Origin of the sequence: Rummeliibacillus sp. NPDC094406 (assembly GCF_044763875.1) — a bacterium.
Taxonomy (GTDB): Bacteria; Bacillota; Bacilli; order Bacillales_A; family Planococcaceae; genus Rummeliibacillus.
Genome location: NZ_JBIWGZ010000001.1, coordinates 34,925 through 59,134 on the forward strand (window position 1 = coordinate 34,925; position 24,210 = coordinate 59,134).

22 protein-coding genes and 1 riboswitch are annotated in these 24,210 nt (G+C 33.2%); of the genes, 16 read left to right on the forward strand and 6 right to left on the reverse strand.

Features of this window, described 5'->3' with window-relative positions; genetic code table 11:
* Positions 1-11 precede the first annotated feature (11 nt).
* From ACIQ4I_RS00155 to adhP, 8 genes are all read left to right on the forward strand, one after another.
* A complete protein-coding gene (locus ACIQ4I_RS00155; RefSeq protein ID WP_403091704.1) occupies positions 12-1,139 on the forward strand; it encodes an ABC transporter ATP-binding protein in 1,128 nt (375 codons plus the stop codon).
* 15 nt (positions 1,140-1,154) lie between these two features.
* On the forward strand, positions 1,155-1,964 hold the full coding sequence (locus tag ACIQ4I_RS00160; RefSeq protein ID WP_403091706.1) for a sugar phosphate isomerase/epimerase family protein: 810 nt from the start codon (positions 1,155-1,157) through the stop codon (positions 1,962-1,964).
* Positions 1,958-2,743 carry an HAD-IIA family hydrolase gene (locus tag ACIQ4I_RS00165; RefSeq protein WP_403091707.1) on the forward strand — a complete coding sequence of 262 codons (786 nt, stop codon included), beginning with the start codon at positions 1,958-1,960 and terminating at the stop codon, positions 2,741-2,743. Before ACIQ4I_RS00160 ends, ACIQ4I_RS00165 begins: the two co-directional genes overlap by 7 nt.
* 353 nt (positions 2,744-3,096) lie before the next feature.
* On the forward strand, positions 3,097-3,831 hold the full coding sequence (locus ACIQ4I_RS00170) for an AAA family ATPase (protein WP_403091709.1): 735 nt from the start codon (positions 3,097-3,099) through the stop codon (positions 3,829-3,831).
* Positions 3,832-4,146: 315 nt separating this feature from the next.
* On the forward strand, positions 4,147-4,587 hold the full coding sequence (locus ACIQ4I_RS00175; protein ID WP_403091711.1) for a hypothetical protein: 441 nt from the start codon (positions 4,147-4,149) through the stop codon (positions 4,585-4,587).
* 63 nt (positions 4,588-4,650) lie between these two features.
* On the forward strand, positions 4,651-5,940 hold the full coding sequence (locus ACIQ4I_RS00180) for a YheC/YheD family protein (protein WP_403091713.1): 1,290 nt from the start codon (positions 4,651-4,653) through the stop codon (positions 5,938-5,940).
* Between the two features lie 592 nt (positions 5,941-6,532).
* A complete protein-coding gene (locus ACIQ4I_RS00185; RefSeq protein ID WP_403091715.1) occupies positions 6,533-6,703 on the forward strand; it encodes a DUF2197 domain-containing protein in 171 nt (56 codons plus the stop codon).
* Positions 6,704-7,069: 366 nt separating this feature from the next.
* The gene (adhP, locus tag ACIQ4I_RS00190) at positions 7,070-8,101 is read left to right on the forward strand and encodes an alcohol dehydrogenase AdhP (protein ID WP_403091717.1); all 1,032 of its coding nucleotides are present in this window, start codon (positions 7,070-7,072) and stop codon (positions 8,099-8,101) included.
* A 223-nt stretch (positions 8,102-8,324) separates the two neighbouring features.
* On the opposite strand, the gene ACIQ4I_RS00195 is transcribed toward adhP, so the two are convergent.
* The 3 genes from ACIQ4I_RS00195 to ACIQ4I_RS00205 all read right to left on the reverse strand — a co-directional run bounded on the left by ACIQ4I_RS00195 (position 8,325) and on the right by ACIQ4I_RS00205 (position 9,747).
* Positions 8,325-8,549: a hypothetical protein gene (locus ACIQ4I_RS00195; RefSeq protein ID WP_403091719.1), complete on the reverse strand. Its 225-nt coding sequence runs from the start codon at positions 8,547-8,549 to the stop codon at positions 8,325-8,327.
* Positions 8,550-8,638: 89 nt separating this feature from the next.
* Positions 8,639-9,139 carry a hypothetical protein gene (locus ACIQ4I_RS00200; protein ID WP_403091720.1) on the reverse strand — a complete coding sequence of 167 codons (501 nt, stop codon included), beginning with the start codon at positions 9,137-9,139 and terminating at the stop codon, positions 8,639-8,641.
* A 404-nt stretch (positions 9,140-9,543) separates the two neighbouring features.
* Positions 9,544-9,747, reverse strand: coding sequence for a zinc ribbon domain-containing protein (locus ACIQ4I_RS00205; RefSeq protein ID WP_403091722.1), 204 nt, complete (start codon positions 9,745-9,747; stop codon positions 9,544-9,546).
* Between the two features lie 903 nt (positions 9,748-10,650).
* On the opposite strand from ACIQ4I_RS00205, the gene ACIQ4I_RS00210 reads away from it, so the two are divergent.
* Entirely contained in the window at positions 10,651-11,094 is a 444-nt protein-coding gene (locus ACIQ4I_RS00210) for a hypothetical protein (protein WP_403091724.1), read from the forward strand.
* Positions 11,095-11,204: 110 nt separating this feature from the next.
* Positions 11,205-13,373: a YheC/YheD family protein gene (locus ACIQ4I_RS00215; RefSeq protein WP_403091725.1), complete on the forward strand. Its 2,169-nt coding sequence runs from the start codon at positions 11,205-11,207 to the stop codon at positions 13,371-13,373.
* A 184-nt stretch (positions 13,374-13,557) separates the two neighbouring features.
* On the opposite strand, the gene ACIQ4I_RS00220 is transcribed toward ACIQ4I_RS00215, so the two are convergent.
* A complete protein-coding gene (locus tag ACIQ4I_RS00220; RefSeq protein ID WP_403091727.1) occupies positions 13,558-14,760 on the reverse strand; it encodes an ATP-grasp domain-containing protein in 1,203 nt (400 codons plus the stop codon).
* A gap of 191 nt (positions 14,761-14,951) precedes the next feature.
* Between ACIQ4I_RS00220 and ACIQ4I_RS00225 the strand changes: the two genes are divergently transcribed.
* The 4 genes from ACIQ4I_RS00225 to ACIQ4I_RS00240 all read left to right on the forward strand — a co-directional run bounded on the left by ACIQ4I_RS00225 (position 14,952) and on the right by ACIQ4I_RS00240 (position 19,949).
* A complete protein-coding gene (locus tag ACIQ4I_RS00225; protein ID WP_403091728.1) occupies positions 14,952-16,292 on the forward strand; it encodes a Mur ligase family protein in 1,341 nt (446 codons plus the stop codon).
* Positions 16,293-16,422: 130 nt separating this feature from the next.
* Positions 16,423-16,854 carry a hypothetical protein gene (locus ACIQ4I_RS00230; protein ID WP_403091730.1) on the forward strand — a complete coding sequence of 144 codons (432 nt, stop codon included), beginning with the start codon at positions 16,423-16,425 and terminating at the stop codon, positions 16,852-16,854.
* Positions 16,855-17,213: 359 nt separating this feature from the next.
* Entirely contained in the window at positions 17,214-18,503 is a 1,290-nt protein-coding gene (locus ACIQ4I_RS00235; protein WP_403091732.1) for a YheC/YheD family protein, read from the forward strand.
* A gap of 60 nt (positions 18,504-18,563) precedes the next feature.
* Positions 18,564-19,949, forward strand: a complete 1,386-nt coding sequence (locus tag ACIQ4I_RS00240) for a UDP-N-acetylmuramoyl-tripeptide--D-alanyl-D-alanine ligase (RefSeq protein WP_403091734.1) — start codon at positions 18,564-18,566, stop codon at positions 19,947-19,949.
* A 129-nt stretch (positions 19,950-20,078) separates the two neighbouring features.
* Here the strand turns inward: ACIQ4I_RS00240 and ACIQ4I_RS00245 are convergent, their stop codons facing one another.
* Together ACIQ4I_RS00245 and ACIQ4I_RS00250 are read right to left on the reverse strand one after the other, a co-directional pair.
* A complete protein-coding gene (locus ACIQ4I_RS00245) occupies positions 20,079-21,017 on the reverse strand; it encodes a C40 family peptidase (protein ID WP_403091736.1) in 939 nt (312 codons plus the stop codon).
* 284 nt (positions 21,018-21,301) lie between these two features.
* The gene (locus ACIQ4I_RS00250) at positions 21,302-21,829 is read right to left on the reverse strand and encodes a P-loop NTPase family protein (RefSeq protein WP_403091738.1); all 528 of its coding nucleotides are present in this window, start codon (positions 21,827-21,829) and stop codon (positions 21,302-21,304) included.
* Between the two features lie 193 nt (positions 21,830-22,022).
* Between ACIQ4I_RS00250 and ACIQ4I_RS00255 the strand changes: the two genes are divergently transcribed.
* Both ACIQ4I_RS00255 and cobT read left to right on the forward strand, forming a co-directional pair.
* Positions 22,023-22,709 (forward strand): hypothetical protein, encoded by a 687-nt coding sequence (locus ACIQ4I_RS00255; protein WP_403091739.1) that lies wholly within the window; start codon positions 22,023-22,025, stop codon positions 22,707-22,709.
* A gap of 68 nt (positions 22,710-22,777) precedes the next feature.
* A riboswitch (cobalamin riboswitch) is annotated at positions 22,778-22,959 on the forward strand.
* A 78-nt stretch (positions 22,960-23,037) separates the two neighbouring features.
* On the forward strand, positions 23,038-24,087 hold the full coding sequence (gene cobT / locus ACIQ4I_RS00260; RefSeq protein WP_403091741.1) for a nicotinate-nucleotide--dimethylbenzimidazole phosphoribosyltransferase: 1,050 nt from the start codon (positions 23,038-23,040) through the stop codon (positions 24,085-24,087).
* Positions 24,088-24,210 lie beyond the last annotated feature (123 nt).

Sequence of the window (24,210 nt, forward strand, 5' to 3'; positions counted from 1 at the left end):
GGAGGATTATGATGAAAGATATTAGATTTGAAAATGTGGGAAAGTCCTATGGAAAAACGGAAGTAGTAAAAAATTTAAACCTTACCATTAAACAAGGAGAACGTTTAATTCTTCTAGGCCCATCTGGATGTGGTAAATCTACTACGTTGCGTATGATAGCGGGGCTAGAGGATATTACATCAGGTGACTTATATATGAATGGTAGAAGAGTAAATGATATTCCGAGTGGCAAAAGAGATATTGCAATGGTGTTTCAAAACTATGCATTATATCCACATATGAAAGTTGTGGAAAATATCACCTACGGATTAAAGGTTCAAAAGGTACCGAAGGATGAAATTAACATCAGGTTAAATGCGGCATTAGAAATGCTTCAACTAAAAGGTTATGAGAATCGGCTACCAAAAGATCTATCAGGTGGTCAAAGACAGCGTGTTGCTTTAGCGAGAGCAGTTGTAAAAAAATGCGATTTTTTTCTACTTGATGAACCATTATCAAACTTAGATGCACAGTTAAGAGTATCTGCTCGTAAAGAATTAGTAAAGATACATGAAATGTATAAGCAAACTATCGTTTATGTAACCCATGATCAAATTGAAGCTATGACAATGGGAGACCGTATAGCATTAATGAATCAAGGTCAATTACAAATGCTTGATACACCAGAAAATGTGTATAATCGTCCGGCGAACATCTTTACAGCAAAGTTCATCGGATCCCCATCAACAAATTTAATCGACATAGTTTATCATGATTGCGATGTAATTATAGGACAGCAGAAATTTCGATTAAATCGTATGTGGAATCATCACATACATCAAAGTGGTGCAGAAAAATTTGTATTAGGAATTAGACCAGAGCATTTAGAAATATTTAAAACTCCACAAAAACAGTCATTAATAGGTACTGTAAAATATGTTGAAAATCAAGGAAATAGCTACTGTATTTATATTGAATTAGAAGGAGAAGAGCTGATTATTATAAATAAAGATAAAAATTGGTATCCGGGTGAAAAAGTTTATATTAGACCAATGATTGATCACATACATTTATTTGATCTAGAAACAACAAATTCAATTGGTTATCCAAAGGATTTAACCACATTAAAACAAATAGTAAAAGAAAATAATATTATATAGATGGGATGATTATAAATGATAAGAAAAATCTGTTATTCAGACTTAGCTCTTCTTTCAAATGATATTTTAAAGAATGTCAATAATTTAATAGAACATGGTGCTGATAAAATTGAACTGCTAATGGATGGAGATAAGTGGGATCAAAGTGAAATGTTATTTCCACAACTTTCATCAAAACTAAAAGATTTGTCTGTTGAATACACGATTCATCCCCCAGCATGGGATATTAATCTAACAAGTGAAAATATGGCGATTAGAGAGGCATCCTACTCAGAATATAAAAAAGCAATCCAATTCGCTAGCATGATAGGCGCTAGTCATGTTGTGATTCATCCTGGTTTCTGCTTTTCTCCTGTTTTTGATAAAAAATTAGCACAACAACGCGCAGCAGATTATATAAATCGATTATGTGAAGTTGCCAAACCTTTAAACGTAAAACTTGCCATAGAAAATGTGGGGTATAATGGTAGCTCTATATTTACTCAAAATGAATTTATTTGTTTTCTTGAAAATATGGATGAAATCGCGGGGTATTTAATTGATATCGGCCACGCTCATTTAAATGAATGGGATATACCTCAAGTATTAAAAGATTTAAAAAATAGGATTTTTGCACTCCATATCCATGATAACGATGGTACTAGCGATGATCATTTGCCAATTGGAGAAGGAACAATTCAATGGAAAGAAATTTTTGAGTCGATAAACGAACTTTCAACGGATTGTCAGCTAATTCTAGAGTATGCTACTGGGACACCATTAGACAAACTAGTAGAAGGCAAGAAACTTCTGCAACAGAATAAAGGTGGAGTGCTAGCTTGGTAAATATCGATGATTTTGATGCATACTGCTTTGATTTAGACGGAACCATCTATGTTGGTGATGTGATTTTACCAGGTGTGAAAGAAACGATTGACAGGTTAAGACGTCATGATAAAAAGGTTCTTTTTATTACAAATACATCTATACAAACTAGAGAAGAATGTTTACAGCGCCTTCAAAAAATAGGGGTTAATGCTGATCTAGATGAAATAATCACGGCATCTTTTATATCAGCTGTCTATTTTTTTGAACAGTTTCCTAACTCTCAAGTTTATATAGTTGGTGAAAAAGCCATTAAAAATGAATTTAGCCGTTTTTCATTAAAAGTAACAGAAAATCCTATGGAAGCAACACATGTAGTTGTAGGATTGGATTTTTCTTTTACTTATGAGAAGCTTAATTTAGCAATGAATGCAGTTCGTAATGGAGCAAAATTAGTTGTGACCAACCCAGATCCATGTTATCCAGTGCCTAAAGGGCATGTTTCCGATACACTTGCAATAGCTAAAGCCATTGAAGTAGCATCTGGTCAAAGTATTGATATTATCGTTGGAAAACCTTCTTCTTTTTATGGTTGTAAAATGATTGAAAGATTAAAAACTGAAAATAATCGGTGTCTAATAATTGGAGATCGGCTTGAGACTGATATTATGTTGGGGAAAACAAATAATTTTCGGACGTGTCTTGTATTAACTGGGGTAGCCAATAAGAAAGACGTAGTAAAGACAAAGATTTATCCAGACTATATTGTAGAAAACCTTCACTCTTTGTTATGGGCATAGAGATATAGAGCCTTATAAAAGATATGTACTCAAGAAGAGATAGAAATTTACAAATTCAATAATCAGTGGAAATAATCCATCCTTGAGTTGAAATCTCGGATGGGTTATTTACTTTATACATAGTAAAACTTAAAAAGAACTAACTTAAATGAAATTATATTTGAACAAATATGAATTTTGATTGACATAATGGTAAAATATAGGTGTTTGAGATTTGCGGTAATAGAAAGGTATACAACATGATGAACATCAATATATCTTTTATCAAAAAGAGAAGCAACTCTTAATCTAAGAGTGTCTATCATTCATTTTGAAGAAGCTATATCACATCTAAAATCGATAAGGGGAAAACTATGTATCTAAAAAAAGTATTATATTCACAAAATCAGGGACAAGATTCTTCAATCTATCCTTTTAATATTCCATGGTTAGAAAACTTCCAATCTCTTGATTTACCATCTAATGTAACGTTTTTTGTAGGAGAAAATGGAACTGGAAAATCCACTCTTTTAGAAGCCATTGCTGATAAATGTGAATTCAATTCAGCAGGAGGGGGAAGGAACAGTAGTTTTGAAGTTGACCAAGCAGAATCTGCTTTGGGGGAGTATATTCGATTATCATGGAGTCCTAAAGTGTCAAAAGGTTTTTTCTTAAGGGCTGAAACATTCTATCATTATGCTAGTTATATTGACTCGTTAGAGGAGATTTCAAGTAAAAAGTACGCTCCTTATGGCGGGAAATCACTGCATCATCAATCACATGGTGAATCATTTCTTTCATTATTTAAGAATTCGTTCGGTGGAAGGGCTATCTATTTGTTAGATGAACCAGAAGCAGCACTTTCACCAGTAAGACAATTAAGTCTTATGAAAATTATTAAGGATCTAGAACATACTGCACAATTCATAATTGCAACACATTCGCCCATCTTACTTGGATATCCAAATGCTACAATCTATAATTTTGACAATAATGAAATCGAAACTATACGATACGAAGATACCATTCACTATATTATGACAAAACGCTTTCTTCAAGCTCCTGAAATCGTCCTGAATGAGTTGTTTAAAGAGGATGAGGAATTGTAAAATTAGTTGAATATGTAATGATTCTAAAGAAATCAGATGTGGACAATAGTTTTCTAAGTAAGAATAAGAGAAGACTTAAATTTCTTATCTGTATTCTCTGCAATATTACTTAATATAGTGTATAACCATTACATGAATTGGCAACAAAATTAAAGAAACCATCTATTCCCTCTGAAAAGGATTATTTTCAGGGGGGATTTTTTTATTTGCTAATAATTAATAGAAATCTTTTATCGTACTACATGACAAATACACTGTCTTCAATCTTGATTAGTTAATATATTATAATAATCTACTATGAAAGGAGGGGATTATATGGGTGTAATGTGTCCTTGTGGTGTACAAGTAAATGCGACTAAGCAAGGCGAGAATGTCAAATTCAACGGAGTGCGTGGTACGATTACAGGGAATTTGACTTACCTAGCGAATGTTTGTGTTACAACACTTGCAGCTTCTACACTTTCTCTAGTATTTGTAGATACAGAGTCGCCAGGTACTTTTAGCTTCATGTTTACAGCCAATGATATCACGTCTGTTACTTGTAAAAGAGATGGACAAAACTGTGTAGTAACTGTAACAGGAACAGGATTGATTGGTTCAAGGGAATTTCCTTTTAAAGCAGTATTTAGAGATCAAGTTGCAACAGCGGCGAATGATATTGTTCAAAGCTTTGTGATCACAGGCTTCTTCGATCAAAATGGTGCAGTCCCAGTTACACAAGGTTCAATTGTTGCTTTAGGCTGTCAAGCTTTGTAACGGTAATGAAACTCTCGGTTGTAAATGACCGAGGGTTTCTTTAGAACAGGAGGAAAATAGAAAATGAAAGCAAGTAGAGGGAGGATTAACCTATATAAAATACTATTTACTGATGAACTATTAAGAAAACATCTTGTTGAAATGCAACTATTTTCAAAAGAATCTTTAACAGCCATGTTAAATGTATACGATTCAATAGTCATAAAAGCTGTATACGGTTCGGAAGAAATTTATATATTTCATAGAAATAATCAATACCATATTCAAACCATTGACAAAATAGTAACAGTAGATGATAAAGAAGCGCTATTTGCGACATTGAAAAATGAAACAACACAAAAGTACTACATTATTCAGAAGTCACCACCTACGAATAAACTATTACGACAGTTTATAACAATGCAAAGAAACACGACATTATCTGAATGGTTTATAGCAAAGAAAACAAAAAAGACACGTACCACCTTCAATTCTTTCATTTGTGAAATCTATTTTCTTAAAATACGTCAGATCGCCATTCGCGCTGCTACAAAGTTAGGAGAATCATTTCCAGATTGCTATACGATTGTTCTTGATATTGCTTGTGATAGATATGGGGATATATGGATTTATGATTCGATCCTGCACCTTTCAAACAGTAAATGGAGCCAGTATCATGTTCTGAAAAGAAAGAATTTACTTAAAAAGTATTTGCCTGATACAGATTTACTCACGCCTGAAACGTTTCGCGATTATATAAATCACTATAAAACCATCATACTAAAACCATGCATCGGTCAAAATGGAATAGGAGTTCTTCAAATAACGAGAAAAAGTTACTCCACATATGAAATTCACTCCGGTATAAAGAAAATAAAAAAAACAAGCTTGGTTGAGGCATTTGAATATATAAAAAAGACCTATTTAGACAATAGTGATTATATTGTACAACGAAGGATTGCACTAGCTACAATCAATAAAAGTCCGATAGATCTACGAGTTGTTACACAAAAGGTGAGTGGAGTTTGGAACATTACAGGTAAAATCGTAAAAGTCGCGGGCGAACATTTTTTTATAACCAACGCTGCCCAAAAATTACTAACGTTAGATCAGGCAATAATTGATGCGAAGATACGACGAAATCATATAAAAAACTTTGACACGCTACTGAATAATATTTGTTTTCTTGCTTCAACGTTGTTGGATGAAACCTTTGGAGAGCTTAATATTATAGGTTTTGATATAGGAATAACAAAAAGGGGAAACATGTGGATTATTGAAGGTAATAAGGTTCCTGATATCAAAATGTTCCGTGAGTTGGAAGATAAAACAATGTATCAAACAATATTGAAGATTAGAAACGAAGAAAAATAATGTGAATGATCGATCCAATCACCTAATAGAATATCCAAATAAGGTAAGTGTTATTTCGCATTTTAGATTTGCTAAAGCCAAAATTTCAACATGAATGGACCGATGTCTAGAGGTCAATGATTGAATTTGCAAAGCACTTAAAAATTCAATAATAACACCAAAAAGAAACATTCTTAATAATAAAGAATGCTTCTTTTTTTATGAAATACTTTCATTGTTAGGAAGATTAATTATGAAAATGAGTAATTTCATACTTCAAAGTTTTGACATGAACATTAATTGCGAAATTTGTATATGCTATACCTATAAGACTATTGTCTAAGAAGAGAAAGATGCGACTCCTTGAAAATTCATTCTTATTTTCTTCGCGTGGTGATATTTCAAGGAAGCTAATTCAATGTCCTTTGGGAAGTAGTATGTATAAAGTATAATCAGAATTAGTGGATTATCTATTTAGATAACATTCGTGTTTTTCGGCTAGAAAAGTATTTATTGAAATAAAATTAATTTAATAATTCCGATAACTTTGAAAAATATAAAAAATTATTGTAAATTTATTGTATATACAAGATAAATTAAGGAGGATAAACCAATGATTTCATACACAACAACGTGTATAATCTGCAAAGAAAAATTTGAACTTTTAGAAGGTACAAAGAAGTATCGAGAATATAAAGTAAATCGAGATAAAAAATTTTGGTGTGATACTTGTGAAGAAGAAATTAAAACACAAGCCCGTAAAGGTTTTATGAGTAGATGGTAATTAGATACTATATAATGTAGTAACATTTTCTTTATCATAAGCTTCAATTTTTCTAATTTGGATGCATCGTAAATTCGAAGTATAGTTTGGGTATTTAATTGATAGAGAGAGAATTCTTTTTTATAGAATAACTCTTCCTGATACAAGTCGGGAGGGGTTATTTTTTTATGAAAAAAGATTGGTGAGTATAAAATGGAAGGTTTAAATCCATGATATTCGTTCAAATGCACTAGTTTCAATTTTATCAACTAATAATAACTATCAAGACATAAGATAACTGATAATAGAAACATCAATTAATGATGAATAGTATTCGTATTTAACATCATATATTTAAAACTGATAATGCGAAAGGAGTGAATGTTAATGAAAGCAGCAGTAGTGAATGAGTTTTCAAAAGAGTTGGAGATTAAAGAGGTTTCAATACCTCAGCTAGAGGAAGGTGAAATTCTAGTAAAGATTGAAGCATGTGGTGTCTGTCATACAGATTTACATGCAGCACATGGGGACTGGCCTGTAAAACCTAAATTACCATTAATCCCAGGTCATGAAGGTGTTGGGGTTGTTGTTGAAGTTGCTAATGGTGTTAAATCTATCAAAGTCGGAGATCGTGTAGGGATTCCATGGCTATTTTCTGCATGTGGTGAATGTGAGTATTGCTTAACTGGTAAAGAAACACTATGTCCAAATCAATTAAATGGTGGTTACTCTGTTGATGGTGGATACGCAGAGTATTGTAAGGCACCAGCAGATTATGTAGCGAGAATTCCAGATAATGTGGATCCAGTTGAAATCGCACCTATCTTATGTGCTGGCGTAACAACCTATAAAGCTTTAAAAGTATCTGGTGCAAAACCAGGTGAGTGGGTGGCGATTTATGGCATTGGTGGGCTTGGACATGTTGCATTGCAATATGCAAAAGCAATGGGACTAAATGTTGTAGCAATTGATATCAGTGATGAAAAATCTAAACTTGCAAAAGAACTAGGTGCAGATCTAGTGATTAATGGCTTAAAAGAAGATCCAGTGGAAGTGATTCAAGAACAATTAGGCGGTGTACAAGCTGCTATTAGTGTGGCTGTTACCAAAAAAGCATTTGAACAAGCCTATGAATCCGTAAAACGCGGTGGTTGCTTAGTTGTTGTTGGCTTACCAAATGAAGAATTACCAATTCCAATTTTCAATACAGTCTTAAATGGTGTCACAGTTAAAGGCTCAATCGTTGGTACAAGAAAAGATATGCAAGAAGCACTAGATTTTGCTGCACGTGGAAAAGTACGTGCTATTATTGAAACAGCAAAGCTAGAAGACATCAATGAAGTATTTGAAAAAATGGAAGAAGGCAAGATTAACGGCCGTATCGTGTTAACGCTGAATGACGAAGAAATAAATAGTTAAAAGATTATTAATGCTAATTGGACATTTATCAGCTGTTGAATAAGCGAATAAACGTAAAAGTAAATAAACACATATTAAGAGATCAATGCTGATAGACTCAAGCAAAATGAGTTTTAGTCTGTGTACAAGCATTCAATACCTATGTCTTTTAACAATAAAAATAACCCATCAAATTCAGATGGGTTATTTTTAGTTATTTGTCTTCTTTCAGAGCTTGCTACAGTTATTTTCTTTGGACACTTGAATCTGGATTCGTTAAATCCTTTTCTAATTGATCTAAAATCTCATCTATTCTTTTTTGCGTTTTAGGATTAATGAACATGTAGGATTCATTTGCTATTGGTTTATCTACCGTAGCAGCAGGGACTGGAATAGCTGTGGTACACATCATACCAAGTGATAATACAAACATGAGAGGAAAAGATAAAAGTTTGTTTTTTTTATACATACTGGAGTTACTCCTTATTGATGAAAGATATCGAAATGGTTTCTAATATATTGCCCCAAACAAAAAAAATTATGCTAAAAAGTATGAATCTATTTGGAAAAATTAATATTCTCTCCAAATGAGTATGTTTTAGTCTCTGATTGATTATTATTATTTTTCCAAGTAATTTCATATTTAGTTGCTTTTAATTTTCTTTTAATTTCTTCATCAGTAAGATTTTCTGTATAGAGAATCATTTTATAATTATAAGTAAATTTATCATCTTCTGTTGAGCCACTTCCAAACCAATAATTGTCTCCAAAAATACTTCTCCAATTATCACTTATATTGATTTTTGGGTTTTTCAGTGTATCAAAATTAGAAATGTTTATTTTTATTTCAACTTTTTTAAAATTTTCTTTTGTAGGATTTTTTAAATCATTAAATCCTCCTACGTCTAAGAATTCTTTATCGGTTAAAGAAGATATTTCTGAATTTGATTGTACAATTGGAGAAGTTGTTTCTTTTTCACCTTTCGATATTTCTGTGCATCCGAATAAAGCAAGTATGAATAATAAAAATGAAAAGAATAAAAGGTTACGATATTTCACAATAACAAATCTCCTTTCAAATACTGAAAAAGTAAAATGCTTTTTAGAAGGCTTTTACATGATTGGATGTTATATATATTTGAAAAAAACGTATTTTTAACAGTTGAGTTTATAGTCGTCCATATTGTCTATTTAGTTTTTTTTAGTTTTTGATTTAACACTAATAGGAAGGCCGCTTAGATTTTCCTCCATCTTTAAATTCAAAATTTGCTTCTCCACTGATTGTAAAAATAGCAATCCCAAGTAAATTATACTCAGAATTGCTACTTCTCTTACTCTATTTCAAATTCTCTTTCCTTCAAATCATAGTATTATGCTTTTATTAACTTTAGTAAACATGGAGATTTTCATTATTTCAAGAAGCTACTCCTATGATTTAAAATGCTCATATTCAACAGATCAAATTATCCAAAGAATAAATCCAGTATATTGGATGCGGTTGATGAATTTTTATTATAGAACTCTGAATAGCCACAGTTCCTACAATAAACCACGATAAACTGATTATGCTGAACATCAAACATTTTAGACAGACCCGTTCCAGTCATTGCAACTTCTTTCTTAGCAGCATCTTGACTCCCACACTTAATACAACCCTTTCCATCCATAAAGGTCGCCTCCTTTTTATATAATTCTTATACGTTAGAATGAAGAAATTAGTTTCAAGAATTTTCTTTTTAAACGGCTTATAAATATACGCTTTTGTTTCATCTTCTTAGGATTTTCTCTGATCAAGCTATAACCAAAGATGTTAAAAATTGTTTATTCTAGAAATAAATGAATTCGTAATTCATTTGTGAGATGTTAATTCAGTGAAGTTCATTCATAGTCCTACGGGAAAAGCTTGAGATGAAAGCCCTGTAGGAACGTGCAATACACTTGAAAAGCAGAAAAGATGATGGTTAATAATAAAAATCTTGTATAGCTATCTTTGTTGATGAGTAATTAGAGAAGAGTCCTCGAAAATGAATTCGCATTTTCTTTGTGAGATGTTCATTTAGTAATGTTCATTCATGTTCTGCGGGAAAGCGAGGAGTGCACTGAAAAAGAAAAAAATTAAATTTATGTAAAAATCTAGTATAGCTATCTTCGTTGAAGTGGAATTAGCGGAGACTCCTGTGGGAATACGAGCTAGACGAGACCCCACAGCGAAGCGAGGAGTCTCGTCAGTTCGCCCACGGAAAGAGGAGCTAATTCCACTTCATTCAATACCAGATTAATACTATTAATATTTGCATTAGAACACTTTTCAGTTTACTAAACCTAGTGTCGAATAGATCGAACCCAAGCCCGTGGAAAGTGCCTGTCTGTAGCGGAACTTCCAAATCTGGCTTCATTAATTTTTTATCCCACTAGTGAAGGAAATGGTCCTATGTAAATGTACCTCTACATTTGGAGCAAAGTAGGAATTAGATTTCTTAACATATTCAAAATTTATACATAAAATAAATAAGAAAGAATTCTGATATACAATTTCATTTTTTAAAAGTATTGATTGGACAATGGAGGAGTTGAGAAAGAAATTGAGCATTGAGAATGCTAATAAGCATTGGTTATGTGTAGCGCTATTTGAACTAAAAGAGCTCCAGGATATGATAGTGGATTCGCAGACTAAATATTTTGGTCACTTACTCTTAAAACTAGTTGGAACAGACACCATTCCCTTTTTCTTCATAACGAATAATGGAACTCATTTAAGAATTGTTGATACTGTTAACCACTTTGAAACAGAATTTTTTCGAATTGAATCTATTGATAGAGAACAATGTATTGTGACTGTTTCATTGTTACGTGCTCTTGATTATGAAGGGCATGATACGAATTTGCATACAGAGATAGTGAGATTAGAGAGAACATCCACTAAAAAATCCTTTGATTTAGAATATATATCAGGTATTCAACTTTTAAGTCATGATCTCTTAATAAAGAAAATCATATTGGAGCCCAAATGGTAGCGAAGCCACAATAACTCCTGATTTAATTTAAAACTGGAACATCTGTCCATATGCAAGTTGCATTGCTTGAATTTAATAGAAAGTGATTTCAAAAGAAGGGAGATTGTTGGATGACAATTATTGGCATGTTACATCATCGTTTGAATCCAAAAACGGTAATTAAGTCATATGCATATGCAGCAGTTGCAAAGGCAGAGGGAGTTCAGTTGTTTTACTTTACACCTAGGAGTGTTAATTTTGTCAACCGTACTATAAGAGGTAAGGTATTAGAAGAAGGAGTATGGCAGGAAAGAGTAATGCCATTCCCAGATGTTATTTATAATGCGGGAAGTCCAGAAAAACTAGCAGTATCTAAAGGGATTATAGAGAAACTGAAAGAAGAAATTCCCTTTACAACTAACTCTATCGGGAATAAATGGAATGTTATGGAGAGACTTATCGAAGCAAAGGAATTCGAAAAATATGTAATTCCTTCAAAAATAGTAAAAAATGTTGAGGACTTTCATAGGTATCTCATTAATAACAACAAAGTTGTGTTTAAACCCATAGATGGACGAAAAGGAAAGGGAATCTATTTTATTTCAAAAATAGGAAGAAATTTTGAAGTAAGGAAGGATACTGAAAATAGTTTATATACAAAGAATCAGGTAGATAAATTATTAGCTGATCAGCTTACTACAGGAACATTTATTGTACAGCCATATATCCAATCAAAGATGAAATCAGGCCAAGTCTATGATTTCCGGCTCCACGTACAAAAAAATGGAGAAGGAAAATGGGTTATAACGACTATTTATCCACGCGTAGCACCGAGTGGATCGATTATTCCTAATATTAACAATGGTGGTTTTACGAATTATTTAGATCCGTTTTTGGAACAGGAATTTAAAGAAAAAGCGTTTGATATTCGGCGAATGCTAGAGCATTTTTCATTGTCATTAGCACATCATTTAGACGAAATTCAGATGGAGCAATTTGGAGAAGTGATTGATGAAATTGGCATTGATGTTGGATTAGATGAAAATCTAAAAATTTGGATGTACGAAGTAAACTGGCGACCTGGCTGTCCACCTGCATTTTATTTAGAACTAGATGTCGTGATCCATAATATTCAATATGCAAAATATTTAGCAGAAAATCAGAAACAAATTAAAAATGAAATTATGAAACAAAAGTCCAAATACTTAGATACAAAATTAGGATTACCCATTATCGCCATTACCGGTAGTGCAGGGAAAACAACTTCAAAGGCATTCCTTGGTTCTATTCTCTCAACAAAATGGAATGTTTTTGAATCAAAAGATTATTGGAATACGACCGAACATACAAAAAAACATGCGGAAGAGATTAATAAGTCACACCAAGCAGTTGTTCTCGAATATGGAATGGCATATCCAGGGATTATTACAAGCCACTGTAGCATTATTCAACCAAATATCAGTATCGTAACAAATGTAGGTCTTGCACATGTTGGAAACTTTAATGGAGATATTAAAGGCGTGGCAAAGGCAAAGTCTGAATTAATACATGGAATGAACCAAAAAGGTTTACTTGTTCTGAACAAGGATGACGAAAATTCGAAGTATTTATCGACAAATTCATTTAAAGGAGAAATATTAACAGTCGGTATACATTCTGAAGCTAACTATAGGGCCTATGATATTCATTATAAAGGCAATGGCATGGCCTTTAAGATGAAGTTAAAAGGTAAGGAGATAGAACTGTTTATTCCAATATTAGGAGAACATCATGTATACAATGCGCTCAATGCCATTGCAGTTGCCGATTATTTAGGGTTTACGCCTAATGAAATTAAAAAGGGTCTTAATTTCAAAAAACCTCCAAGAAGGCTAACACTATATAACTTGCAAGATCAAATTACCGTGATTGATGACACTGTTCACTCACATCCCCAAGGCGTAAGGGCTGCTATTGATGTGCTCACGAACATAGCAAAGAAACGAAAAATCGCCATCATAGGACAAATGAGGGAATTAGGAGATTTAAGAGAAGAAGAATATCGTAAAGTGGGCGACTACATTTATGAACAAGGAATTGATATCTTAATTACTTATGGATTTCGAACAGAGGAAATGGGAGAAGCCGCTATTGCAAAAGGAATGGACAAAAAAAATGTATATCACTTTATAAATAAGGATGAATTGCATGTACTACTTGAGAAAGTCGTGAGAAAAGAAGACACAATCCTTGTAAAGGGTGCTAGTAAAACGAATATGTTTGAAACAGTTAAATTCCTGGATGAAACATATAAAGAATAATAATAAAAAACCCGAGTGTATGCCCATTGGAAAATGGAATCTTCGGGTTTTTCATTTTGTAGGCTAATATTTGAAAAAGTGTAAAATGGGCTATTTAAGTGCTTTTGATCATAATAAATCGTTAAGTATATATTTAAGAATAAAATGACTTTCATTCAATTTATTCTATTTTTGCAAATTTATTTTACACCTTTAAAATGAACTGTATTTCCTTCGCAGCAGCATTGGCGTTGTTTTCGGCTTCTGCCAAAGAGGCTCCTTCGGCAATGACATATGCATAACGATGTCCCATAGATAACGGTGGACTTAATGTTGCCCCTCTTTTAGGTTTTACATATACCTCCACTACACCGGCTGCTTTTGAAGCTCTTGTTTTCCCAATCACTTTTTCCAAAATTCCTTTTCGATTAACAGTTACATATTTTGTAAAGATGAACTTTCTGTGCTTTGCTTCCACATTAGGTTTTTCACCTAAAAACAATTTTAGTGTTTCTTCTACTAAACTAAATCCGAATGCAGCGAGAATCATACTATTCATGGCCCCACCTGAGATTCTTGGATTAATCTCAATAAGTTTCCAACCATTTTTTGTTAACCGAAGTTCTAAATGTAGTGCTCCATTTTGAATTCCAAATTTATTAACGATTGATTGGAGTACTTTTTCAATGCCTGTTTGAATATCATCTGGAACATTTGCAAGTAAACCATAGCCAGTAATGATAAAACGTTTACCGTTCCTAATTTCTTGTTCAAAAATGCCGATAATGTGGTTTTTCTCCTGATAGACTAGTGCTTCGACTAGGTATTGCGGACCTTCAATAAACTCTTCGATGATGATTGTTTCATTTGGGTTTTTGCTTTGGAGCACTTGGAGATGGTTTTCTAGCTGACTTTTATTAGTCGCTAACAGCACATCTTTAGATCCTGTTGATTTTGGAGATTTTACAATCAACGGATATTCGGTTTTATAGGAAAATGATTGATTTGGTCTAATAGAATAAAACATAGGGGAATATGGTTGATCTTTTAAGAAGTTTCTTGTCTTCTCTTTATCCTCCATTATTTCAATGGCTTTTGTTGAGGTAAGGTTATGACAAAATTCATCACATAATACAGAGGCGATATGAACAAATGGGTCTACAAAACTAACAATTGTTTTAATCTCGAATCCAGTTAAACGTAAATTTCTAATTTCTGCCCTCATTTTTTCTAAATTTGATGTATCGATGAAAATCATTTTATGAACATCTGGGTATTCTTTTCTCTGTTGTAACTGCTTTTCCCTGTTTGTGAACAGCACCGTTAAGTAACCCAATTTTTCTGCTGCTCTAACAGCTTCTCGACTTGACCCTGATTTGTTAGTACCGATAAATATAATGGTTTTCAACTAGTTCTCTCCTCCAATTGGTAATCCTCTTCTTATATATATGATTAGAAATAGCTTAAATCTGGTTATATATCATAGCTATACCCAATCTACTTTAGTCGAGGTGCATATACTATAGTAAGAAAGGAGTGTGAATTGATATAAAACCTCTAAAAGTAAAAGAATTAGTAGCAATTGTTTCAGGAGACTTAATGCAAGGTTCAATAGATCAGATCATCCAGTACGGCGCATATCGACTAAAACAAGTTAAAAATCCTAATACAACCCTATTTTCAAGTGTACGAATTACTGGTTGGGAAATGCTTGAACCATATTCACCTCTAATACTTGTGACAGACTGTGAATATAAAAAAAAAGAGCTACCTAAAGATGTAATCCTCATTAAAGTAGTGAACGCAGAAGAAGCCTACTGGAAGTTTGTACTCTTCTATCGTAGCCAATTTCAACTTCCTGTTGTGGCCATTACTGGAACATCCGGAAAGACAACGACAAAAGAGATGATTAAACATATTCTTACTTTTGATAAAAAAATTACCGCAACAACTCTCAGTAATAATTCTCGAACAGCTTTTTTACAGTATTTACTTAGCATAGAGGATGAGACTGATGCAGCGATTATAGAGACTCCTGTTGGCTCACCTGGGGATATAAGAAATGCAGGAAAATACTTTAAACCAACAATCGGGATTATAACAAATATTGGCGAACATCATTTAAATTTTTGCAAGACATTAGATGGGTATATCGAAGCGAAGGGAGAAATTTTAGAGGTAATTGAAAATAATGGTGTACTGATCATAAACTCAGAGGATGTTAATACAAGTAAAATTGATATGTCGAAATTTAGAGGACGTATTATTAAAATTGGTAAACATGAGTCCTGTGATTTTAGAGCAAGTCAAATTCGCTATAAACGAAACGGTATGAAATTTACTCTGCATCACAAAAAGAAAAAATATGATATTTTCGTACCTGGATTTGGAGAGCATCAAGTATATAACGCGCTTGCTTCAATTGCTGCTGTTTATCAAATGGGTGTAGCCATATCAAAAGCTGCTATTCGATTAGATTCGTTCCAACATTTGAATAAACACCTACAAATCTTTGAAGGCATCAATGATTCAATCCTAATTGATGATACCTGGAGTATTACAACAACTTCCTTACAGGCTGCATTAGAAGTATTAAATGAACTCGGAACAAGTAAAAAAAAGGTGGCAATCATTGGTACAATTACTGATTTAGGGGCAAGTGGATACAGAATTCATGAGCAGGCAGGGGAATTGATCCATGATATTGGTGTGGATGTGCTAATCACCATTGGTCAGCACGCAAAAATTATGGCCGAACATGCAGTGAAATTAGGAATGGACATACCCGTGTATTCCTTTAAAAATGATATACTAGCTTATCAATTACTACTTAAAATTGTGGATAACAATACTATTATATTAATAAAAGGGGATATGTATAGTAAGCCAGTGCATGAATTGGCAAAAAATTTAAAAAAGTCATCTAATCCCTCAGAATAAGATACTATTCAGAGGGTTTTTTTAGCAACTCATTAAAGAAAATCTTTTATGATATAGGTGACAAACACAGTGCCTTCTAGAGTAGTAAGATAATAAATTGTAATAATATACGAAGAAAGGAGGAAGAGTTATGGGCGTAATGTGTCCTTGTGGTGTAAAAGTAAAAGCAAAGAAAAAATGCCATAATGTTAAATTTAAAGGGGTAAAAGGGACAATTAAAGGGAATTTGACATACCGAGCGGACATTTGTGTGACAAAGCTTGCTTCTTCTACACTCTGTCTAGAATTTAAAGATAAAGAAACACCAAATAAATTTAGCTTCTTGTTTAAGGCCATTTCGATCACTTCTGTTAAATGTAAAAAGGAAGGGCAGAACTGTGTCATATCTGTAAAAGGTACAGGAATGATTGGCAAGAAAGTATATCTTTTTAAAGCTATTTTTATAGATCAAATTGCACAAGACAAAGTTAAATGCTTTGTAATCAAAAACTTCTTCGATCAAAATGGTTCAGTCTCTGTTCCACAAGGTTCAATAGTTGCTTTAGGGTGTCAGACTTTGTAATAGTAGTGAAACTCTCGGTTTAAATAACTGAGGGCAATGAAAAATTAAAAACAGCTGGATTTTTATGATAAAAAACTTGTGTGGCCATCTTAGTTGAAGTGGAATTTGCGGAGACTCCTGTGGGAAAACGGACTAGACGAGACCCCGCAGTTAAGGAACGGAGTCTAAGAACGCCACGTCCTGTGGCAACGACTCCGTGACCAACATCCTGTTGCCCCGAGGAGGCTCGTCAGTTCGCCGCCACGGAAAGCGGAGCTAATTCCACTTTATTCAATATATACTGTAAATATTTGTGTTACTTCACTTTTTCAGTTGCCTCCAAATAGCCGAGGGTTTCTCTAGAACAGGGGGAATAAGAAATGAAATCTAGTAGAGGGAGAATTAATCAATATAAAATATTATTTGCTGATGAAAAATTAAGAAAACATCTCGTAAAAACGGAACTTTTATCAGAGCAATCTTTAACAACAATGTTGAACGAACGTGAGCCAATTGTAGTTAAATCAGTATACGGTACAGAAGAAATTTCTATTTTTCAAAAAAATAATCAATACCACATAAAAACAAATAGCAAAATATCATCTGTCATTGATAAAGAAGCACTCTATACTGCTTTGAAAAAAGAAACGACACAACAATATTATATTATTCAAAAGTCACCAACGACACATCAATTATTTCGACAGTTTGTAACAATGCAAAGAAATACTCCATCATCTGAATGGTATCTAGCATCACAAACAAAAAAGATACGTTCAACCCTCGCTACTTTCGTTTCTGCATTCTTTTACAAAAAAATACAGGAGATCGCCATTTGTGCCTCTACAAAGCTAGGGGAATCGTTCTCAGATTGCCATACCATTGTGCTAGATATAGCGTGTGATTTATATGGTGATATATGGATTTTCGATTCGGTCTTGCATCTTTCAAACAGTAAATGGAGTCAGTATCATGAACTAAGAAGAAATCGTAAGCTCCCTAAATATTTGCCTAATACAGAATTACTCACTCCAGAAACATTCCGCCTTTATTTACAACGCTATAAATCGATCATTTTAAAGCCGTGTGTCGGACAAAATGGCATAGGCGTTATTCAAATTCGAAGTAAAAGCGACTCCACATATGAAATTCATACTGATACTAGGAAAATAATACAACCAAGCATGAAAAGAGCTTTTAAGTATATTAAAAAGAACCTACTTACCAAAAACGAGTATATTGTACAACAAAGAATTGCATTGGCTACAATCAACAAAAGTCTAATTGATATACGTGTTGTATTGCAGAAAACAGATGGAATTTGGAAAATAACTGGTAAGCTCGTAAAAGTCGCTGGGAAACAGTTTATTATTACAAATGCAGCGAAAAAATTACTTACATTAGAAAAAGCTTTGTATGATGCAAAGATGACACGAGTTGATATCAAAAAAATCGAATATCGATTGAACAAGATTTGCAAGATTGCTACAGATTTGTTAGTGGAAAACAATGCAGGGCTTAATATAATTGGTTTTGACATAGGTATAACAAAAAAAGGAGAATTATGGATTTTTGAAGGTAATAAGGTTCCTGATATTCAAATGTTTAATGATTTGGAAGATAAAACAATGTATAAAACGATATTAAATATTAGAAATACCTCAAAATAATGTATTTGAATCCATTCATTCCAAAATGATGTTCAAACTATTTCAGAAGAAGGTGTTATATTGCGACCATTATATGTGAAAAATATTCAAAAAATACTGCGTGGAGAATTAGTAAATGGTTCAGTGGATTGGCATGTCAAGCATGCTATCTATTATGATCGACATGATCTGATCCATCCTAACACACTAATATTTGTTAATAAAAGTGATTTAATCAACTGGCGATTAATCGACAATAAGGGCCCATCACTTGTCATTTCAGATAAGCCTACATCAGAATTAAAACAAGTACTTTCTAATACTACAGTTATAAAAGTGAAGAATGTTTTGCAAGCTTACTGGACATTTGTCGAGTATTACCGAGGGCTTTTTCAAATCCCTGTCGTCGCGTTAACTGGAACATGTGGGAAAACAACTACAAAAGAAATGATTAAACATATTCTAACTCAAGATTGGAATGTGCAAGCATCTATTAGTAGTAAAAATGAACCGCGTCAAACATTGCCCTATTTAACTGGTATAGATGAAACAACAGAAGCTGCTGTATTCGAGCTTGGTCTAGGAAACTCTGGAAATATTTTGTATCAATGTATGAATTACAAACCTACAATCGGTATCATTACAAATATCGGTGTGCATCATTTAGATGGATGCAATAATCTAGAAGGTTATATAAAAGCAAAATCAGAAATTGTAGAGGGATTATCAAATAAAGGTACATTAATTATTAATGCAGATGATGAAAATACAAAAAAAATCCGATTGCAAAACTTTAAAGGCAAAATTATTCGTTTTGGTATACAAGAACAATCGGATATCAAAGCCTCCAATAGTCAATTTATAAAAAACGGTATGAAATTTCAACTCCATTTATCGAATAAAACATATACTGTGTTTGTACCTGGATACGGTGAACACCAAGTATACAATGCATTAGCTGCCATTGCTGCTGTAATAGAAATGGGTATACCCATCGATAAGGCGATTGCTCGATTAAAGACATTTAAACATATGCCAAGACATCTAGAATTTTCAACTGGAATAGGTGAAAGTACAATTATTGACGATACTTGGACAAATAACCCAACATCTGTTGAAGCAGCTCTGAAGGTTTTAGATACAATAGGAAAAGATAAGAAGGTAATTCTCGTACTTGGAGATATTAATCGATTAGGGAACTTCGAAAAAAAATACCATCGTGAAATCGGTACGATGATTGCCAAAAGAAATGTTCATATGCTGATTACTATTGGAAAGAAAGCAGAAGAAATAGCAATTCAAGCTAAAAAGGAGGGAACAAATGCAGAAGTTCATATTTTTGAAAATGTGAAAGGAATAATAGATATAGTGAAGCCAATTCTCGATGCTGATACAATATTGTTGATAAAAGGCCCAATGTCTAGTAGGTCTATGATTGAATTTGCAAAGAACTTAAAAGAGAACTAGTAGAACGAAAAAAAGAAGCATCCTTCATTAAAAGAATGCTTCTTTTATTCTTTGAAAATAATTTTCATACTTCCATAGTAATCTAATTACACATGAAAGTTTTTGCTGCAAATTTAACGTTAAAATATATTAAAAAACTCGTTTTGCTTTAATGTAGTGTTGATTATAATAGTCAACAAACATTACTCTTGTAGTAATACCACTAGAACTTGGAATGATTAAACGTTGATCGCCGGCATAGATGGCTACCTGAGAAGGTGTAGAAGATCCCGGTACACTATTAAAGAACACTAAATCACCTTTTTTAAGACTATTTCGTGAAACAGTAGTTCCAAGATTCATTTGATCTTTTAAGTTTGTTGTACCAAGATTTACGCCACTTTTTTTATAAACATAGTTTACAAAACCAGGACCAGTGAAACGTAAATTCTTTTCATCATTAGTTGTACTCATTGTAACTTTATCTTTGTAATCAAAAGCATTTTGAACAATCGTATCACCTTTTGTTGCAGGATTAGATGGAAGCAAAGTAGGTAAAACTCTACGTGCCGATACATAATTATCCGTATAATATGGCTTGCTATTCAAATCAGAAATGACGATGTTTTGCTTAGAGTCAGCCATGTGAATCATTTTGTTGTCACCAATATACATTCCTACATGATCTGGATCTGTTCCTGTTGTTTTACTCTTAAAGAATAATAAATCGCCTTTTTGTAATTGATTTCTTGGAACATAAGTACCTTGTTGAATCATATAATCTTCGTTATAAGTAGCTAAATCTACACCGTTTTTCTCGAAAATGTACATGATAAATGAAGCGCAAGAGAATTTGTAAGGATAAGTTGGCTTGTACACGGTATTACTATACGTTGCTTGACCTATTAAACTTTTTCCGGTTTGGATTAGTTGGTCTGCCTTCGCAGCGACAGCTTGATCGTTATGTTGAACATTTGTAGTGGTTGCAGCCTTAACATCCATTGCCTGATTTGTTGCTGGTAATATCCCACCAAATGTGCTTAAACCTATTGTAAGTGCAATACTTGTTGTTAGAAATTGTTTTTTCATGTGTTTGAGTACCTCCTGTGTGCTCTTTACAAACTTAATGTTAGCAATAAAAACGGAGGGTTCTATGAGGTAAAATTTTCCCTACCTAATCCAAGGAAGGATAAAAGCTTGATATGAAAGGCTTGGCAAGTGGAATTTACAGTTTCATTACAAATGTTTCATTTTATATATTTTGTATTTTATACTAAATAAAGATAAAAAAACTAGTATTCTGAGTCAATTTCATAATGCTTTTCTAGTTTAAAAACACGAATATTTTTCTGGATATACAATTTAATTTTGAATTATGAAATTGCCTCTTCTAACAACCTATTTAAATCCTTTTTTGATTTTATCAAAATCACTTTATCTTGATATTGATTAAGCGTTTCTTGGATTAAATGTTTGCCCTTTTTTTCGTGGAATTTACTCCACTCAAACATCTTTCTCAGCATTTTAAATGTAGGATTATAATTGGCTTGTTCAATTTTCAATAGTTGTTTTATAAATCGTTTATTGATTCTATACATTCTAGTGAAATACGAAGGCTCTAAATAGATAATACTGTCTGCTGATTTTAAACTTGGTGATGTCCACATCTGATAATGTGCACCTTCAATAACCCATTTTTGATTTTCTATGATTTGCTGTAAAATTGAATCTCTTTCATTTTCTGAGCGACGAATATCACCATTTTCTGAACGAATCCAAACGATGTTATCTAATTCAAAATGATTACATTGATTAATTAAAGCGATTTTTTTCGCTATCGTTGTTTTTCCACTTCCTACAGGTCCAATGATATGAATTTTTTGACCAAGAGATTTAATCATTTTCCACCTCCGCTAACTTTTTATGTCACACATGAGTATCCAAGCTTCTAATAGTTTTTAAATTAATCATACATAAATAGAAAAATATTTGTTGAATTTATCAAGGTTATTACCATATGTTACAATAAAATAAAGATAAAGGTAAATTTGCGAGAGGGAATGTAATACCAATAAATATACAAGGAGGAAAATGATGAAACTTAAAAGTGTCCTTGTAATAATTATTCTTAGTACGTTTCTAGCTTCTTGTAGTAAGCCAATAGGTTATTTTGGTAAATGTCCTGATGCCATAATAGAATGGGTAGATGTGTTAATGATTCATGGCATAAAATATGAGCACCATTTTCCGGAACCAACTGATGAAAGCAGTAATTTGAATGTTGAAAAGGGAAAGAAAATAGGCGAAGTTCTTTATAAAATGGCTGATAATGCGTGTAATAATCATAAGATGAAAAACGGAGATGCTGCCTTTATTGAAAAAGGAACAGCTATTTATGAAGTAAATGGATATCCATCATCTTTTCTCGTTTTAGCAGATAATAAGGTGTATGTATCGCATCAGAACAAAAAAGCTAAAACAGCAAAAGAATTGTATCCGCTAAAAGAATATGTCCAAAATATTTACATTGAAAGTACAGAAGATGGAAGAAGATTGCATACTTTTTCGTCTTCATCCAGGAAAGAATTTATTGAAGCATGGGATAATTTAATAGTAAAAGATGTCGATTATACTGACGAACCAATTTTTTTAGAAATAGAATTGAAAAATGGAGTAACTTTTAGGCTTATTTATTCTGAAAAATCGAATGTTTTCACTATTGGTGTAATGGGGAATGAAAAAATAAAAGAGATTATACAAAAAGAATTACAACAAAGCTAGAGATATTGAATTTCAAAAATAAGTACTATTGCTTTCTAACTAATTCCCTAGTAATATAATTAATAGAAAATTCAATAAAAGTATAAGGTGCCTTTAGCAAAAGGAGAATAGGGAATGAAGTGAAAGTCTTCAGCGGACCCGCCACTGTATAGGGGAGTTTGATCAGAAATGCCACTGGATATTTTTATCTGGGAAGGCTGATGAAATGTTGACCCCGAGCCAGGAGACCTGCCTTATTACTTGAATAGAACAGATGATGGAAAAGTCTGCGGTTTATTTGTAATGCAAATAAACTGCAGGCTTTTAATTTTATTCGGGAGAGATGAAAATGAACTTATTACAACAAACTATTGAAAAAATTGAAGACTTGGATCAAGAAATGATGGCAAAGGCTCAACATAGAGTGGACAACCTGATCAAACCCCCAAAAAGTCTAGGGAAATTGGAAAGTATCGCAATACAACTTTCAGGTATTACTGGAGAGAGTTTTCCTTCAATTGACCAAAAAGCAATTATTGTGATGTCAGCGGATCACGGTGTGTATGAAGAAGGCGTTACGAATAATCCACAAATAGTGACTTTTGAACAAACTTTAAATATTGCAAAAGGAATCACAGGTGTCGGGACAATCGTAAAGGTTTCAGGTGCTAAAATTGTGACAGTTGATATAGGAGTAAAAGAAGACATCCCAAGTGATGCTGGAGTCATTATCCGAAAAATAAAAAAAGGAACAGACAATATGGCAAAAGGTCCTGCTATGACAAGAGATGAAGCGATCAAAGCCTTAGAAGTGGGTATTGAAATTGCCACAACGGAAATACAAAATGGGGTTAATTTACTAGGGACAGGCGAAATGGGCATCGGCAATACGACACCAAGTACAGCGATATTATCTGTTTTAGCCAATTGCGATCCGAAAGAAATTACAGGTAGAGGCGCGGGGCTTGGGCAAGGTGGATTAGCACATAAAATAGATGTCATTCGAAATGCCATTGCAACAAACCAACCCAATCCAGCTGATGGTATTGATGTGCTGGCAAAAGTCGGGGGACTAGAAATCGCCGGAATGGCTGGCGTTATGCTTGCAGCTGCAGCGAATCGGGTACCTGTTGTAGTCGATGGTTTAATTTCCAGTGTTTCAGCTTTAATCGCAGCTTCTATTGAACCAAATGTGAAGGATTATCTTATAACTTCACATGCCACTGAAGAACCAGGGGGAATAATAGCCAGTGAACTTTTAGGCAAAGAACCGATGTTAATGATGGACATGTGTCTAGGTGAAGGTTCTGGAGCAGCTTTAGCCTTCCCAATTATCGAAGCAGCATGTAGCATGATGAAAAATATGCCGACTTTTGAAGAAGTGGGAATGGAGATTTAATAACCGGTGCCATTCACTTACTTAATTCATATCATTTCAATTGATTACTAACAAAATCCCAACTATCTATTTCCAGTCATGGTTGTAGGTTTGTGAAAAAGTTTGATCAAAACGATCGGCGAG

Excerpts from the sequence above, each read along its gene's own strand:
- ACIQ4I_RS00225 (WP_403091728.1), top strand. The coding sequence starts at position 14,952 with ATGCAAGGTTCAATAGATCAGATCATCCAGTACGGCGCATATCGACTA.
- ACIQ4I_RS00175 (WP_403091711.1), top strand. The coding sequence starts at position 4,147 with ATGGGTGTAATGTGTCCTTGTGGTGTACAAGTAAATGCGACTAAGCAA.
- ACIQ4I_RS00235 (WP_403091732.1), top strand. The coding sequence starts at position 17,214 with ATGAAATCTAGTAGAGGGAGAATTAATCAATATAAAATATTATTTGCT.
- ACIQ4I_RS00155 (WP_403091704.1), top strand. The coding sequence starts at position 12 with ATGAAAGATATTAGATTTGAAAATGTGGGAAAGTCCTATGGAAAAACG.
- cobT (WP_403091741.1), top strand. The coding sequence starts at position 23,038 with ATGAACTTATTACAACAAACTATTGAAAAAATTGAAGACTTGGATCAA.
- ACIQ4I_RS00250 (WP_403091738.1), bottom strand. The coding sequence starts at position 21,829 with ATGATTAAATCTCTTGGTCAAAAAATTCATATCATTGGACCTGTAGGA.
- ACIQ4I_RS00170 (WP_403091709.1), top strand. The coding sequence starts at position 3,097 with ATGTATCTAAAAAAAGTATTATATTCACAAAATCAGGGACAAGATTCT.
- ACIQ4I_RS00205 (WP_403091722.1), bottom strand. The coding sequence starts at position 9,747 with ATGGATGGAAAGGGTTGTATTAAGTGTGGGAGTCAAGATGCTGCTAAG.
- ACIQ4I_RS00215 (WP_403091725.1), top strand. The coding sequence starts at position 11,205 with ATGACAATTATTGGCATGTTACATCATCGTTTGAATCCAAAAACGGTA.
- ACIQ4I_RS00245 (WP_403091736.1), bottom strand. The coding sequence starts at position 21,017 with ATGAAAAAACAATTTCTAACAACAAGTATTGCACTTACAATAGGTTTA.
- ACIQ4I_RS00185 (WP_403091715.1), top strand. The coding sequence starts at position 6,533 with ATGATTTCATACACAACAACGTGTATAATCTGCAAAGAAAAATTTGAA.
- ACIQ4I_RS00180 (WP_403091713.1), top strand. The coding sequence starts at position 4,651 with ATGAAAGCAAGTAGAGGGAGGATTAACCTATATAAAATACTATTTACT.
- ACIQ4I_RS00195 (WP_403091719.1), bottom strand. The coding sequence starts at position 8,549 with ATGTATAAAAAAAACAAACTTTTATCTTTTCCTCTCATGTTTGTATTA.
- ACIQ4I_RS00255 (WP_403091739.1), top strand. The coding sequence starts at position 22,023 with ATGAAACTTAAAAGTGTCCTTGTAATAATTATTCTTAGTACGTTTCTA.
- ACIQ4I_RS00230 (WP_403091730.1), top strand. The coding sequence starts at position 16,423 with ATGGGCGTAATGTGTCCTTGTGGTGTAAAAGTAAAAGCAAAGAAAAAA.
- ACIQ4I_RS00160 (WP_403091706.1), top strand. The coding sequence starts at position 1,155 with ATGATAAGAAAAATCTGTTATTCAGACTTAGCTCTTCTTTCAAATGAT.
- adhP (WP_403091717.1), top strand. The coding sequence starts at position 7,070 with ATGAAAGCAGCAGTAGTGAATGAGTTTTCAAAAGAGTTGGAGATTAAA.